At 66.8% G+C, this 14,393-nt stretch carries 11 protein-coding genes and 2 pseudogenes; 3 read left to right on the top strand and 10 right to left on the bottom strand.

The window, feature by feature from the left end:
• Positions 1–632 precede the first annotated feature (632 nt).
• Positions 633–791 carry a hypothetical protein gene (locus ACQEVC_RS23605; RefSeq protein WP_432881176.1) on the top strand — a complete coding sequence of 53 codons (159 nt, stop codon included), beginning with the start codon at positions 633–635 and terminating at the stop codon, positions 789–791.
• 477 nt (positions 792–1,268) lie between these two features.
• On the opposite strand, the gene ACQEVC_RS23600 is transcribed toward ACQEVC_RS23605, so the two are convergent.
• Together ACQEVC_RS23600 and ACQEVC_RS23595 are read right to left on the bottom strand one after the other, a co-directional pair.
• On the bottom strand, positions 1,269–1,529 hold the full coding sequence (locus ACQEVC_RS23600; RefSeq protein WP_432881173.1) for a hypothetical protein: 261 nt from the start codon (positions 1,527–1,529) through the stop codon (positions 1,269–1,271).
• 398 nt (positions 1,530–1,927) lie between these two features.
• Positions 1,928–2,179 (bottom strand): annotated as a pseudogene (locus ACQEVC_RS23595) (IS110 family transposase); the annotation flags it as partial.
• A gap of 43 nt (positions 2,180–2,222) precedes the next feature.
• Here ACQEVC_RS23595 and ACQEVC_RS23590 point away from each other — a divergent pair.
• Positions 2,223–2,597, top strand: coding sequence for a hypothetical protein (locus ACQEVC_RS23590; RefSeq protein WP_432881171.1), 375 nt, complete (start codon positions 2,223–2,225; stop codon positions 2,595–2,597).
• Between the two features lie 503 nt (positions 2,598–3,100).
• Here the strand turns inward: ACQEVC_RS23590 and ltrA are convergent.
• The 7 genes and pseudogenes from ltrA to ACQEVC_RS23555 all read right to left on the bottom strand — a co-directional run bounded on the left by ltrA (position 3,101) and on the right by ACQEVC_RS23555 (position 13,555).
• Positions 3,101–4,516, bottom strand: a complete 1,416-nt coding sequence (ltrA, locus tag ACQEVC_RS23585; protein ID WP_432881168.1) for a group II intron reverse transcriptase/maturase — start codon at positions 4,514–4,516, stop codon at positions 3,101–3,103.
• A gap of 618 nt (positions 4,517–5,134) precedes the next feature.
• Positions 5,135–5,704 (bottom strand): annotated as a pseudogene (locus ACQEVC_RS23580) (transposase family protein); the annotation flags it as partial.
• Positions 5,705–6,684: 980 nt separating this feature from the next.
• The gene (locus tag ACQEVC_RS23575; protein WP_432881166.1) at positions 6,685–7,845 is read right to left on the bottom strand and encodes an MFS transporter; all 1,161 of its coding nucleotides are present in this window, start codon (positions 7,843–7,845) and stop codon (positions 6,685–6,687) included.
• A gap of 5 nt (positions 7,846–7,850) precedes the next feature.
• Positions 7,851–9,191, bottom strand: a complete 1,341-nt coding sequence (locus tag ACQEVC_RS23570) for a DegT/DnrJ/EryC1/StrS family aminotransferase (RefSeq protein ID WP_432881164.1) — start codon at positions 9,189–9,191, stop codon at positions 7,851–7,853.
• Complete coding sequence (locus ACQEVC_RS23565) at positions 9,188–10,312, bottom strand: Gfo/Idh/MocA family protein (protein WP_432881161.1); 1,125 nt, start codon at positions 10,310–10,312, stop codon at positions 9,188–9,190. The genes ACQEVC_RS23570 and ACQEVC_RS23565 overlap by 4 nt, the downstream gene beginning before the upstream one ends.
• Complete coding sequence (locus ACQEVC_RS23560; RefSeq protein ID WP_432881158.1) at positions 10,309–11,703, bottom strand: DegT/DnrJ/EryC1/StrS family aminotransferase; 1,395 nt, start codon at positions 11,701–11,703, stop codon at positions 10,309–10,311. Before ACQEVC_RS23560 ends, ACQEVC_RS23565 begins: the two co-directional genes overlap by 4 nt.
• Positions 11,704–12,508: 805 nt before the next feature.
• The gene (locus tag ACQEVC_RS23555) at positions 12,509–13,555 is read right to left on the bottom strand and encodes a LacI family DNA-binding transcriptional regulator (protein WP_432881155.1); all 1,047 of its coding nucleotides are present in this window, start codon (positions 13,553–13,555) and stop codon (positions 12,509–12,511) included.
• Positions 13,556–13,697: 142 nt separating this feature from the next.
• Here ACQEVC_RS23555 and ACQEVC_RS23550 point away from each other — a divergent pair, with 142 nt between their 5' ends.
• Complete coding sequence (locus ACQEVC_RS23550; RefSeq protein WP_432881152.1) at positions 13,698–13,934, top strand: hypothetical protein; 237 nt, start codon at positions 13,698–13,700, stop codon at positions 13,932–13,934.
• Between the two features lie 49 nt (positions 13,935–13,983).
• Here the strand turns inward: ACQEVC_RS23550 and ACQEVC_RS23545 are convergent, their stop codons facing one another.
• Complete coding sequence (locus tag ACQEVC_RS23545) at positions 13,984–14,388, bottom strand: fascin domain-containing protein (RefSeq protein ID WP_432881150.1); 405 nt, start codon at positions 14,386–14,388, stop codon at positions 13,984–13,986.
• Positions 14,389–14,393: the final 5 nt, after the last annotated feature.

Raw genomic sequence — 14,393 nt, 5'->3', positions numbered from 1 at the left:
AGCTCGACCAGCGCCATCCCCCGCCCGTACCGGTACCGGACCTCCCGCGCGACCGAACTCTTCCCGGACCCGGAGTTGCCTCGGATGACCAGCAGCTTTGTCTCCGGCGATCCCACCGCAGCGTCGTCGGTCACGCGACCATCCTGTCACCGTGACCTGGGCTGGGCCGCTGACGCGCCGCTTGCTGCGCGGGCGATGTCGGCGTCGCCTCGCCGGATCCCGAGCCACTCCTCCGCTGACTCGGTGCCGCAGGATATTTGCCAGGTCGGGGCCTTGACGGCACCCGAGGTTCCCGGTGAGCATCGAGGTTGCGGTCCACGAACCGGGCCGTGTCGGGAGCCAGCGCGGGTGGTGGTCCGCGCGCTGGCCAGCAACTCCCGGCGGCAAGGTGGAATCCGACGGCGGCCGGCCCACCTCGAAGCGGACCTATCAAGGAGACGATTCGCCTCAGCCCTCCCGAAGGGCGAGGCGCGGCCACTTCCCCAGACGGGAAGTTCAAGGGCCTTGCGGTGAACGTACGACGTCGTCACCGCGCCGAGACACGCCGCCCGCTCGTGCCCTTGAACTGCGCCCACGCCCGGAGCCCGCTCTCGCTGTCGTGCGCGCGCCGTGCCCCGAGGAGGCGCACCACCATGCCCAAGAAGACGCCGATGAGCCGCGAGGCGGCCAACCGGATCCGCGCCGCAGCCCAACGCAACCCGAACTCGGCGACGGCTCGATCCGGTTTCCCGCACCGAGCGCAGCAGGCCGCAAACCGCAACGAGGAACGGCCGGAGCAAGAGCAGGAGTAGCCCGCCGAGCGGGAGGTTGGGCCAGCCACACAGGCTGTGCCCAACCAGCCCCTGCGGGTTGCGCCACCCCGCCCGCTGGCACTCCCGGCGGGCGTGCAGCGACGGGCAGCAGGCTCCAGTCCGGCTCGGCGGCCAGCCACCGATAGCGGCGGGCAGTGGCCAGCGCGAGTTGGCCCAGGCCCTTCGGCGGTACGCGAATCTGAGTAGGTGTCCGCCGATGGTTGACGGCGTATTCGGTACGCAGCCCGAAGGCCCGACCCGTTGCCGCCGGGGGGTGCTGTACGGTCAGCCGTTGGCGGCGGCCCGATCCCGTCCGCAAACATCGGTCCGCCGCCCACGTTCACTCGGCACCCCTCGTAGGTAGCGGTGTACTGGCAGGCACCTGCTGGATACGTGCGCTGGGCAGAGGTCGTCCTGCCCTCCGGCACGGCCGCCGTTCACCGGGGAGACTCAAGCTTAGACAGGCAGGCAGAGGCTCTATCTCTCGGCGGTCAGCGCCCGGCGCAGCGCCGCGACCACGACTGCCGACGGAAAGCGTCGTGAGGCCACCTGCTCGGCGTGGGCGATTGCGCTCGCCGTCCGGTCGGCCGGAGTGGTGCGTAGGGTGGCGACCAGCCAGCCCTCCAGGTCGACCTCGTCGTCGGGCAACCGCAGCGCCTCGGGTGGTGGTGGCGGTGACGCCGGTGCTGCCGGCAGCGGCTCACCGGCCGACGCGTACCGGCCAGGTGGAAGTTGCACCCGGAACGGGTGTTCTCCAGAATCCGGCTGTCTCATGAGACAGTTATCAGCTCGCCGTTCTAGCCGCGAAGGGAGAGGCTCTCCGCGGGAGGCGTAGCGCCCGGGCGGCAGGTTGACTCTCCAGGGATGTATGCAGATTGGCGTGCCGAGAGCGGCGATGACCCGCAGGCCGTCGACGAACGCCTGGCCAGGGAAGGGTGGTTCGGCAACGTCGAACTCACCCGGGCCGAGCCGTTGGGCTGGACAGACTTCGCAGCAGGCGTCCGCCCAGTCCGATGGACGTTCCAAGCGAGGTGCCATGCTTCATTGTCGCCTGAACGCCGGTGACAACTCAGAACCCATTGCCGAGGAGGCGTGTTGGCGCCCGGATCACGGCAGACATCCCAGGTTCTTTGATGTCAAGCTGTGCGTTGTAGATGGCTCCAGGCGGTGATCTCGTTGTAGCTGGTGCCGGTCTTGAGGCAGCCGTGGAGGATGCCGACCAGGCGGTTGCCGAGTTGCCGTAGAGCGGCCTGGTGACCGATGCCCCGCTGGCGCAGTGCCCGGTAGTAAGCGCGAGCGCCTGGACTACCGCGCATTGCGCAGAATGCCCACTGGTGGACCGCGTCGCCGAGGCGGCGGTTGCGGGCGTAGCGGGCCAGTACCACCTTATGCCCTGGCGCCGGCCGTCAGCCAGGTGCCATAGTCGCCGGCGTGAGCTTTCCGCTGGAGCTGCTGTCCGCAGCCGTCAACGCCCGCGCCGAGGCCTGGGAACGGCTCGAGATGCACTGGCATTTCCAGCCGATTCAACCGAACCATGGCAAGCCGGTCGTCAGCGCTCAGTTCGAATCATCGAAGTGGCTCGCCGAGATCATGATCTGGAGCAGCGGGGAGGCAGAGCTGGCAACGCTGCGTTTGGCGGATGACAGGTGTGTCAACAAGCACTACGAGCTTGGTAGCCGAGACGATCTCGGGGTGCTGCTGGACGAACTACTAATTAGGGCTGCTGGTCAACGACCGGATCCCAGTCGCAGCGGTCGTCGCCCGTTGGCCGGCAAACTCCGTCGCCGTAGGACTCGCGTCCCGTAGGCGATCCCGTGGTACGTCTTCGTCATACGTGTCGAGCCCGACGTAGGCCGCCCACTCATCCCCTCACCCGCCCTCGTTGGACGGTGCCCCGCGCCGAGGAGGTTGCATCGACCTCCGGGTTCATGCCGACGCACGACGCGGCATCGGTTTCAAGCGTCGTTCCGATGGATGCGCACATTCATCGCTGGGGATTGGGCTTCAAGCAATCCAGCCTTGGCCATATCAGGCGGGTCCCGTGACGCATCGCCCTGGACGCCTCCAGACGACCGCCGCGTTTCCGGCATGCTCTTGTCCCCTCGCGCTTTCGCGCTGCAGGTAAGCCGGCAGACCCAGGAACCTCCCTCCAGTTCCTCCCCGCTGCACGGGGGATACAACGGTGAGGTCGGCATGAGGCGCGGTGCCGGCGTTGCCGCTGGCCCGTTTCCTCATGCCGTCTCCCGAACCCGGCGTGCGCCGTTAAGCGCACCGGGCTCTCCACAAGCCCCGGTGGACCTGGGGTTACCTCATGTGCTCGGCCATGGTGTTGGGATGCGGGTTCCCCGGTAGTAGTAGCGCGTCGCGCGTACTCTGGCCGGGTCGAACAGCACCACGTCGCCATCGGCGGGCCAGATGCCGTAGCGTCGACGCAGTTCCTTCCAGGGGGTGCGTCGATGCTTGCGCTCCTGCCACCTGACGACCTGTTTCCACAGGTACGAACGCAGATAGCTGAAGGTCGCGTTCGAGCATCCGTACTTGAAGTACCCGGCCCAGCCCCGCAACATCCGGTTGAGCGGGTGCAGCAGGGCATCGAGCGTCAGATTCGTGTTCACCCGGCAGATCGTCTGTACCTTCGCCATCACCGCGGCCACCGACTTCTTGGCGGGGTAGACGTAGACGTAACTCTTGCCGGTGCCTCGTTTACGGTGACGCTGGATGCGCCAGCCGAGGAAAGCGAGGCCCTCGTCGATGTGAGTGACCAGGGTCTTCTCCGGTGACAGGCGCAAGCCCATCGTGGACAAGACCCCGGCGATCTCCTCCCGCAGCGCTTCGGCGTGCTCCTTGGTGCCGGACACGGTCAGGCACCAGTCGTCCGCGTACCGCACAAGGCGGTAGTTGGGTAGACCTTGACGGCGACGCTTGGCCCGTTGATATGGGGTGGCTGCGGGTCCTCCCGGGCCCTGGGCGATGTGCTCGTCCAGGACAGAGAGGGCCACGTTGCTGAGCAACGGTGACAGGATCGATCCTTGTGGCGTACCGGCGTTGGTATCTGACAACGTGCCGTCCTCCAGGAGGATGCCCGCCTTCAGGAACGCCTTTACCAGAGCCAGGACACGTTTGTCTCCGACTCGTTTACGCACTCGCTCCATCAGGGCTGGATGCGCGATCTCGTCGAAGCAGGCTTCGATGTCTCCCTCCACGATCCACTCATACGAGCGGGACGTGAAGTGATGCACCTCTGCCACCGCGTCGTGTGCTCGGCGGTTCGGGCGGAACCCGTAGCTGCACGGGAGGAAGTCCGCTTCGAACACAGGCTCCAACACCAGTTTCAGGGATGCCTGGACAACCCGGTCACGAACCGTTGCGATACCCAGGTAGCGGACCTTGCCGCCCGCTTTGGGTATCGCCCGCCGCCGCACCGGCAGTGGTCGAAAGGCACGAGCTTTCAGGTCCTCGCGTAGCTCGGTGAGGAACCCCTCTACTCCACGCACCACCTCGATGTACCGGGCTGTCTCCCCGTCCACTCCGGCGGTACGCGCCCCTTTGTTATGCCGCACCCGATCCCAGGCCACCAGCAGAAACCCGGGATCGACGACAAGATTGAACAGATCGTCGAACCGTCGGTGAGGATCACCACGAGCCCAACGATGCAGTTTCGTCTGGATCTTCAGTACCCGAAACTCGGCCCGCATCAGGGTCGACTCCAGCTCGTCGGTATTCACCAGCGAATCTCCTGACATTCCCGTACGTACACTGCTGACTTGCTGGCCCCCTTCGGCATGTGCGTGCCATTAACACGCTCGGACTACTACGAGGCCTCCGCCCCGTTGCGCTCCATCGGCCGACGACGGGCTTATCCCACGCACCCGGATGGCGTCCGGACGCCAGGGACGGCGCGCAACGGTTCCCGTGTTCACGAACAACCGATCGATCAGCTTGGCACCCAACTTTGCCCCGGCAGCATCGCCATGGTTACGCCGCAGACATTCACCATGGCCTCCCCACCGACGCGCTTAGCCGGCTTCGGAGTCGACCATCCATACCGGACGGCCGTGCACTGCACCCCGACCCATATCCACCAGATTTGAGTCGGTGCCGCGCTTACGGAGCTTTACACCGCTGGTTCCTCTCGTATGCCGTCTGATCTCGTTCGCCGGACCCGACCCGTCTGGCAGTCCCGGACCGTCCCAACTTTGTCAGCGCTGCTCCCGACCTCCCCGGCGTCTCCCGGATCAGGCTGCGCCCAACTCCCACCCGGCCGCTGCGACGACCACGCGAAGAGGTCTCACACCTCCCTCGGTTATCCGCGCCTCACGGCGCACAAGCGCCTCACGGCGCACGAATCCGACGTGCCACCGGTCGGCGGTCGTGGTCCACGAGCCGGTGATCTCGTCGACCGTCCAGCGGGGCTTGCCGCGACGGACCTCATCGATGCCCAGCACGGTGACCGGGTCGGGTTCGGTCGGTAACACCTGCCGGGCATGGCTGGTGAACGCGGCCGCGACGACCGGCCACGACAGGCCGTGGTCGCGGGCGGCCTGCACGATGGTGCAACCGGCGTCGCCGACCGCCGCCCCGGCTGCCTGCCGTAACCGCCTCGTCAGCCGGGCCCGGGCCGGGACCTGTGGCACCTGCTCGGTGAACGACCGGCGTGGGCATCCGTCCTGGTCGCAGTGCCAGCGGCGTTTGCGCCACCGCAGCCGGGTGGCACGCCCGGCCACGGGCAGGTCCCGCGGCCTGGTCGTCGCCCATTCCTTGACTCGCTGTGCCCGCACACCGCAGTCCGGGCAGCATCGTGCCTGTTCATCGGCGGTGCGTAGATCGACCACCGGAAGACCGTCAGGATCCACCTCGACCCGATCGACGGCCAGGCCGTCAAGGCCCAACAGCCGGGTCGTATCGTTGACCATGCTCGCAGCTCTTCACTTGTGACCATCCGACTTAGACACTCCGATGATCACTGATGAGCTGCGAGCCCTTCACATCCGGGCCATCACCCGTCACAAACCCCGCTCAACTTCGAAGAGCCGTCATCGTATCTAACTTGCCCTTCGGCTCCGGTGCTGTGACCAGCACGATCGTCACAGGTTCACCCGACCCGCGTCAGCGCCCTTTCAGGCCGGGGCATCAACCCCTATCCGGCCGGTTATCCGGCAACCGCTGGCGGAGGAGCCAGCCTGCCTGTTCCCGGTTTCCCATCGCCTTTTGGCCACCGGCGTTCGCTTCTCGGGTCGTCCTGCGCCCGCTGGGACATCGCCCACCGTCACAGGTGACCTACCAGCCGGAACAGCTCTCCGCCTGGATCCCATCGGGGTTGTCACGTTCCGCATGTAACAGATACGACCGGGGTGGGTGCCCTCTGAACCCCGGGGACGGTGGTGCGCTCCCGCTCGGCCAAATCCCTCCGGGCGGCACCCGCCGCCTTGCAACGGCCGGCCCCTATCTCCCGCTGAAACGTCCCATCGAGCGGAAGCGCTAATGACGAGGCGTCATCGAGGATTCACTTGCGTTCACCCGTCCGGTCTTCTCCAGCCTGTGACCCCCGGATGGAACGAGGACCCTTGGGCACGCCCTCGGGCTCCGCACCCGCAGTTACCCGCGACGCACGCCGAGGTGGAGACGGTCCTTGCGCACTGGACCGGGCACTACACCATCGACATTGAAGTCGACCCTCCTTCAGTGAGCGCCACTGCTCTCAAGCGGCATCGTGTCGCACGACGAGGTTGAGCCAGGATGAGTACGTCGGCGTGAAGTGCAGGTGGAACCGCGCGGGGATCCGGCTCCGGTGTCTCCTGATCAGCGGGTGTGGTGGAACGAAGTGCTGTTCCACCACACCCGCTGATCGAGGGTTAGTGGCCGGTACGGGCGAGACGGTGGATCAGCATCGTTCTCACCGTTGCCCGATGACGCTGGGCTCAGCGACGGGAGCCGGTTCCTTCCGCGCTTTCGGCGCCAGGACCAGCACCACGACGCCCAGGAGAATGGTCACCAGTCCCAGCGCCACCTGCACGCTGGTGACGGCGGCCAACCCGCCCACAGCCGGCCGCATCAGCGCCATCCCGATGTAGCTGGCGCCGATCACGCGTGCCTGGTTCTTGACGGATCCGCGCCCCGCCGCACTCAACGCGAGCGGGTGGGCGGGCTGTAGTCCTGCTCCGGCGAGGGCGAGACCCACCGTCACGACCACTATCGAACTCGACAGGGTTGCGGCGGCCATCCCGAGAATCCCCATAGTGGCCGTGACACGAAGGACAACGGTCGGACCGAACCGGTCGGCCAGTGGACCACAGACAATCAGGATGGCGGTCGCTCCCGCGACGAACGCGAAGTTGCCGATTCCGTACATCGTCGGCGCCGCGCCCAGTTCCCGGTACAACAGACTCGCCCAGTCCAGCACCGCGAGCTGCATTCCGAGACCGGCTGCCGCCAGGAGGCACAGGGCGACGACCGGGATCTTCTGGCTTCGCTCGGGCAGGTCGGCGGAACGTGGCTCCGGAGCGGGCAGGAACCGCCACACGGCGAGGACGATGAAACACCCGGCTACCCCGACCGCGATGGCGTACTGGGCGATCCCGGTTCGTCCGGCCGTCGCCGCGCCCGCGCCGGCACCGAGCAACGAGCCCAACGCGGCCGGGATGTCCAGGAAGGTGATCAGCGTGCGCCCTGTCTTCTTCTCGACGTCGGTCGCCGACCGGGCCATCCCCAGGTCCAGGAACGAATTGACCGCCCCGGTCGCCAGGAACGCGGCGAACAGCATGGTCCACGAACCCGCGAGACCGATCAGGGGAGTCAGAATGCAGAACGACAGGGCCCCGAGCCGAGCGACCGCACGTGCACCGTACCGGTCGGCGAGTCGGGGCGCCGCCGTGAGGATGATGGCCGTGAGACCGATCGCCTGACCGAGGAGGACCAGGCCGAGGCCGTCGGCGGACAGTCCGAGCGAGGACACGATCTCCGCGTACCGCGGGGCGAGTGCGGCCGAGAGGAACGTGTTAACGAAGTAGAGCCCGGACAGAGCGACCATCGGTAACAGTGCGGGACGCCGTGTCATGGTTTTCACCGTTGGTGGGGCCTCCTGACGAACGGATTCTTTACCCGCTTCTCCCCCGCGCCGGGAACACGCTTGCTGATCCCGGCGAGTTCGCCCGCGTGGTCCCTGACCTGTTGGAGGATCTCGGCCATCCAGTTCGCGAAGTCCGGGTGGCGCATGAACTTGTTGTGGATGAAAATTGCCCGCTCGTACACCCGCGTCGAACCCGAGTAGGTGAGGCCGCTGCCGGCGACGCTGTCCTGCCAGGCCGGGTCTCGGTGGGTCGGGACGAAGCCGGCCTCAGCCCAGATCCCCTCCGCCGTCAGCGCGATCCGGAGATCGTCCGGCGTCAGGCCGAGTTCGCTCTCCAGCGCGTCGGTGCATTCCATGTGCAGGCTGAAGAACGGGGGGTACTCGGCGTCGGTGGGCGGCACCCGCAACACCGGCGTGGAGAACAGCCCCGGGTCCTGTACCAGGTTGGTGACGAGCCGCCGGCTCTCCCGGACCTGCAGTCTGCTGTGCATGGCCCGAAGCCACTGGACCAGCATCAGTACGGCCGGCTGCTCCCCCATTCGCTGGTTGCCGGCCGGGATTGGGCCGAAGTCCGCGTAGGGGATCGGGTCGAACCGTCCGGGCCCGTTGCCGCAGTCGGTGTCCGCGCGGACGAGCGCGGCCACGTGCGGGTCCGACGACACGACCAGTCCGCCCTCGCACGAAGGCGTCGCCTTGCCCTCGCCGTGCGCGGAGATCGAGGCTGTCAGGGCGCGTCGGCCGTCGTAGCGGGCCGCGCCGCCCAGCGCGTTGTCATGGTGGACGAGCACATCGTGTCGCTCACCGAGTTCCACGATCTGCTCGATGGGGCCGAAGTTGCCGTACATCGTGGCCGGCACGACCGCCAGCACGCGGTCGGCGTGCCTGCTCAGGTAGTCGGCCACCACGTCGTTGTCCATGGTGGCGTCGCTGCGCGCATCGATCGGCACCAGTTCGGGTGCGCGCCCGAGTTCGGAGGCGACGCCCAGCCGGACCCCGTGGTGGGCCGAGGCATGGGTCAGGTCGGCGACCAGCACCTGGTCACGGCCTTGGGCCCAGTCATGGCCACGCGCCCTGAGCTGGGATCGGATGCCGCTCGCGATGGCCAGGGTGCCGTTGGGCTGGCCGATGCCGTACCGGTAGCCGGTGGTGTCGGCGACCACCTGCTCCAGGATCGCGCGCCACTTGGCTGGGATGTGTCCGAATCCCACCCACTGTCCGCTCTCGGTGACCTCGGTGAGGGCGGCACTCTCGATCGCCCCGGACAACGGCCAACCCGGTTCGTTGTCCGGGTTGACGATGGGATCGCCTCCCAGCACGGCGGGCATGTCGTTCATGCTCTGACTCCTGTCGTCGGGCTTTTCGGGCACGGAAGGTCGCCCGCTTCGTCGTTCCCCTTCAAGGTCACCGGGTCGCCGGTTCGCGCCGAACAGGCGGCGAGATCGAGGATTCGCTGCACGGTGACGGCTTCGCTCGCGGTGATGACGGGAGACTGGACTCCCAGTACGACGTCACGGAAGTTGGCAAGCTGGTCGTGGACCGCCTCGCGCACCAGTCTCGGTCTGCATTGGATGACAGCCGAGCTCGACGCTCTCTCGTCGGATCGGTGGAATTTCGGAAGCAGGCCCGGGGAGAAAACCGCCTGCGTCGTCGGCACGGGAAGGACGAGTGTGCCGTGCGAGCCCTGGATCTCGACCGAGACGTGCTCGTCTTCGGTCATGTCGGTCGAGTACGCCACCTCCACCATGGCGGTGCACCCGTTGTCCAGTTGCATGAGCACGAAAGCGCTGTCGTTCGCGTGGTCGGGGTACGACGGGTCCGCGATACGGTCCGCCAGCCCCAACTCGCCGGAGAACTCCTGTGCCCGGTGGTTCCACGCCGCCGCGTGGACGAGTTCGGGCTCGGGGCAGCCCACCAGGTACAACGCGAGGTCGATCATGTGTACGCCGAGGTCGGTCAGGGCTCCGCCCGAACTCTCCCGGTATCCGGTCGGGCTCCACTTCGGGAAGCCGAAGCGACGTAACCACTTCGCGGTGATCTTGTACGGCCGCCCGACGTCGGCGACGACGTCCAGGATGCCCCGGAAGGCATGGCGGTACAGCAGCCCGTAGGTAAGTACCAACCCCTGCTCTTCGGCCATTTCGAGCATCTTGGTCGCCTCTTCGGCATTCGCCGCTGGCGGCTTCTCGCAGAGCACGTGCGTGCCGGCGCTCAGTGCTTCCAGGGTGAGCACGGAGTGCGAGGACGGCCAGGTGCAGATGCTGACGATGTCGACCAGTTCCAGAAGTTCGGGCAACGTGGCCGGCTTGATGTCGAAGTCCGCGCAGAACCGGTCGGCGCTGCGATCGTCATGGTCGTGGGCCGCGACGAGATCGACACCAGTCAGGGTCTGGTACGCCACCGCGTGGTTGCGGCCCATTTGACCACAACCGATAATTCCTGCCTTAAGATTGCTCACGCCTCTTGATGCTCCCTCTGAAAGAGGTGGACGGCCGCCGGTCGCGCAGAAGAATCGGGCTTGGTTGACGTGGTGTTCGTTCCGCGCTTGCGTACCTTTTCGACGGCGTCGGCGTAGGCGTCGGCGAAATCGGGTCGCAGGGCTGCCGCGTGCTCGATGGCGAGGACAGTGTCGTACAGTTCCGATGCAATCGGGCAGACGTACCGAGTCGGTTCGAGTTCGTTGATCGAGCGGGCGTTCACGGCCAGTGGGTGGTTCATGGGCTGGTAGAGGGACGAGTCGGTCAGCGGCTCGTACATTCGCACAATCTGGACGTCCAACTCTGCCGAAAGGGCGGCGGCGACCTCGTCCAGCGACATGCCACCCCATTCCTCGAGCACGTAACGAGCTGCCCATTTATACGTGGGCGACACCGTGTTCGACTGGGTCGGGAATGGCTGGACACCACGCAGACGGGCCGTCACCTCGTCCAGCCGGGCCCATTCTGCGGTTCGTGCCGCCTGCTGGGTGTCGAACTCGCTGAGCTGAGCGCGGGCGAAAGCCGCGGACAAGCCGGGTAGCCGGTCGTTGCCCGAGGGAATCTCGATCGCCCCGCCGCACGGTCTGCCGCAATTCGCCAGCGAGGCGATCTGCTCGGCGAGTAGCCGATGACGTGTGGTCACCATTCCACCCTCACCGCAGGTCAAGGTTTTACTGGCCTGCAGGCTGAACGTACCGGCGTGCCCGATGGTGCCGGCCGGTTTACCCTCGTAAAGGGCTCCGTGCGCGTGTGCGCAGTCCTCGATCAGGGCGATCTGATGTTCCTCCGCGATGGACGCCAGCGCGTTCAGATCGGCCATCCGGTTGTAAAGGTGAACTGCGATGATGGCAAATGTGCGATCGTCGACGAGATCGCGGACCGACGCCGGGTCCAGGCAGAGAGTACGTTTGTCCACGTCGGCGAGTCGCGGCAGGAATCCCTGGTCGAGCGGCGCCGTTGCGGTCGCAGCCCAGGTCAGCGCTGGGACGATGACATTGTCACCGGGTCGGGGTCTGCGTAGCCCGAGCCGCTCCGCGTGCGCGGCAATCGCGGTCAACGTCAACGAGATGGCTCTTGTGCCGTTACTGACCGGCACGCTGTAGAACCCACCTTCACCCCTGCCGTGAACGTGGGTGAACTCGTGTGAGAGTGCCGCCTGCTCGGTGCCGAGCGCATCTCCGTGCCAGTCGATCTGCGGGGCCTCACAGGGCGCACTGAGTGCACCGGACGACGGCTGAAAATCAGCCAGCCGCAGATAGAGGTCGACTCGTGCACGGTCCTTGTCGGTGATGACCGGTGTGCGCGGTCCGGACCTCGTGTTCCGGGTGGGAGTTCCCCCGAGCGTGGCCGGAAGAACATCGGATTCTTCCATCAACCCTCCTCCGAATTGTTCGCTTTCGTGGCGCGGTACGGTGGCCCGCATCGCCTCCTCCGATGCGGACCATGACGATTTTCGTTACGAACGGGCGGCGGTGCCGCAGGACGAAGCACCCGAACCCATCTACTAGAACGAATTAATCGACGACAGCGCGCACCGAAGCAAGCATCGTCGGATGGCGCTCCGACCGACGTGACCCAAAAGTGCCGCCGCGTACGACTTACCTGTTCGAGGTCACCCGCGAACTGCGGTGTCAGGCAAATCCCTGGTCCGGAAGGTAACTGGATCACGGATACGCCACAGGGCAAGGCTGTAGTAATTGGTTTTCTAAATAGATCTTCGCGGAAGCCGATTTGGTCGGTACCGCTCGACAAGTAATGAACATGCGCGCCGCCATGTGTTCCCCGGTCGATACCCACCGTAACAACCGCACCACTGACCGGCAACCTACCGACAAATGAACGCTCGACAACCATGACGCGCTCGACGAATTGAAGTCGTGGTTCATCCTGCTCAGGCGTTCGTCCCGCGCCCTCGATGGTCGGATTGTGACCTGAGTCACTTGACCTCGCCACATCCACTAATATAAAGCCGCATTTTGTTGCATCGATGCAAATACCGTGCTATCCGCGCACGGGTAACTACTGACACCGACCGCCCAGGCCGACCACCCAGGCCGACCACTCGGGCCGACCATTCCGGCCGACCAGCGGGCTGAACACGAGCCACACCTGCTGGGGCGGGTGCGGCCGGACTCCGCCAACCTCGGTGTCTCTGCCAGCCGGCGACCGCTCCCGCCTCAGCGTCCGTTCGTCGGATCGGGTGAAGAAATTCCAGGGCGTGCGCTCGATCCGCGTACGACCAGCGTGGTGGGGAAGGTTGTCACGGTCTGTGCCGTTGGTGCGAGCATCTGTTCCACGGCTGCACGCCCCTTGTCGAGGTGCGGCTGCCGCACGGTGGTGAGCCCCGGGTCGGACCACGCTGCGGGCGGGGCGTCGTCGAACCCGACGATCGAGAGTTGTTCGGGCACGCTGATGCCGCGTACGGCGGCGGACCGCAGGGCGCCGAGCGCGAGTTCGTCGCTCGCCGCGAGCAGCGCCGTCGGCCGCTCGGCGCTGTCGAGCAGGTCGGCGGCGGCCCGGTAGGCGGATTCCCGGCCGTAGGGTGCGCACTCGATGACGGGTACGTCGGCCCAGGCGACACCGCCGGCCGCCAGCCCTTCGCGGTATCCCGCCAGGCGCTCACGCATCACGTGGTGCTGGGTGGTCTGTTGACGAGTCAGGTCGGCCCGACCGGCACGGCCGTCGGGCCGCAGCGGTGACGCCAGCACGGCGATGCGCCGGTGGCCGAGGTCGATCAGGTGGCGGGCGGCGGTCGCCGCGCCCTGCCGGTCGTCGATGCCGACGTGGCCGGCACCGGGCCGCACCGGGCCGTCGACCACGACGACGGGCAGGCCGCGTCCCATCACCGTGTCGACGCGGGCGTCCCCGTCCAGGTCGCAGTGACACACGAAACCGTCGACCAGGGCCCGTTGCACCAGTTCGGTGCCGGTGCCCTGCGGGATGAGGAGCACGCCGACACCGATCCGTTCGCAGACCTCGCCGATGCCGGTGGCGAAGAGCACCTCCGCCGGGTCCGTGAGCGCGAACGTGAGCGGGTCGTCGAAGACCAGCCCGATCGCGCCGACCCGCCGCCGACTGAAGGTGGCCGCAATCGGATCGGGGCCCGGGTAGCCGAGCCGGTCGGCCTCGGCCAGGATCCGCTCCCGTAGCTGCGCACTGAGCTGATCGGGCCGGTTGTACGCGTTCGACACCGTCGCCTTCGACACCTGCAGCGCGTTGGCCACGTCGGCCAGCGTGAGACCTCGACCAGGGCGTCCCCCGCCGACTCGCTTTCGCTCTCCATCGACCACCCGATGATGGTATCCTGCTGAACTAGTTCAGTCTTAACTAGTTCAGGACGCGGAAAGCACCCGGAGGAGGGGACTGATGGACCCGTTCGGCATCCGCGCCATCGAAGAGACCAACCTGCACGTCCTGAGCGCGCGTCCCTGGGCTCCCGTCGTGCCGGACAAACCCCGCTCGACGTCATCCCTGGTGAGCCTGCGCGCCGGGACGGCTTCGTTGCTGCGATGGGTGGCGGACCATGTCGAGCCCGCACCGCCTGCCGCCCCAGTGGCCGGCGAGTCGCAAAACGGCGTCCCGACTTCCGGCCGTGTCGGTTGAGCGAAGTGCAGCCGCCCGCCGGCCCTCTCACCGAGATCGGGCCTCCGCGTCACGTCCGCCGTCGAACCATCCGCATCATGAGTAGCCGCACCGCCTGCGGTGGCCGGCGCGACACGACCAACGGGGCAGACACGAAGCGGGTTGACGGCGGAGACAGGGCGGCGCCCGCCGGATCCACCTGGGTGGACGCGACGGGCGCCGATTGTCGCGGAGGGTACGGCTGAACGGCCTCGAAGGTGAACCGCTCCGAGCTGCTCAGACCGTAGTCAGGCAAATCCCAGCAGTGGTCCGCGTTGGCGATCAGCGGCGAAGCACCGCCGTTGGGCGCGGTCACCGCGTACCCGTTGTTGTCGGCGACCAGGAAGATGGTGCCGTCGGACAGGTAGTCGTAGACCCAGAACCGCTCCGAGGTCCCGACCGTACTGGCCTGCGCCACCAGGGGCGACGCACCCACGTTCG

It is taken from the genome of Plantactinospora sp. CA-294935 (assembly GCF_050936445.1).
Taxonomy (GTDB): Bacteria; Actinomycetota; Actinomycetes; order Mycobacteriales; family Micromonosporaceae; genus Plantactinospora.
The sequence above is the reverse complement of the archived record's forward strand: the minus strand, read 5'-3'. Positions and strand labels throughout refer to the sequence as shown.

Excerpts from the sequence above, each read along its gene's own strand:
- ACQEVC_RS23605 (WP_432881176.1), top strand. The coding sequence starts at position 633 with ATGCCCAAGAAGACGCCGATGAGCCGCGAGGCGGCCAACCGGATCCGC.
- ACQEVC_RS23575 (WP_432881166.1), bottom strand. The coding sequence starts at position 7,845 with ATGACACGGCGTCCCGCACTGTTACCGATGGTCGCTCTGTCCGGGCTC.
- ACQEVC_RS23570 (WP_432881164.1), bottom strand. The coding sequence starts at position 9,191 with ATGAACGACATGCCCGCCGTGCTGGGAGGCGATCCCATCGTCAACCCG.
- ACQEVC_RS23560 (WP_432881158.1), bottom strand. The coding sequence starts at position 11,703 with ATGGAAGAATCCGATGTTCTTCCGGCCACGCTCGGGGGAACTCCCACC.
- ACQEVC_RS23550 (WP_432881152.1), top strand. The coding sequence starts at position 13,698 with ATGGACCCGTTCGGCATCCGCGCCATCGAAGAGACCAACCTGCACGTC.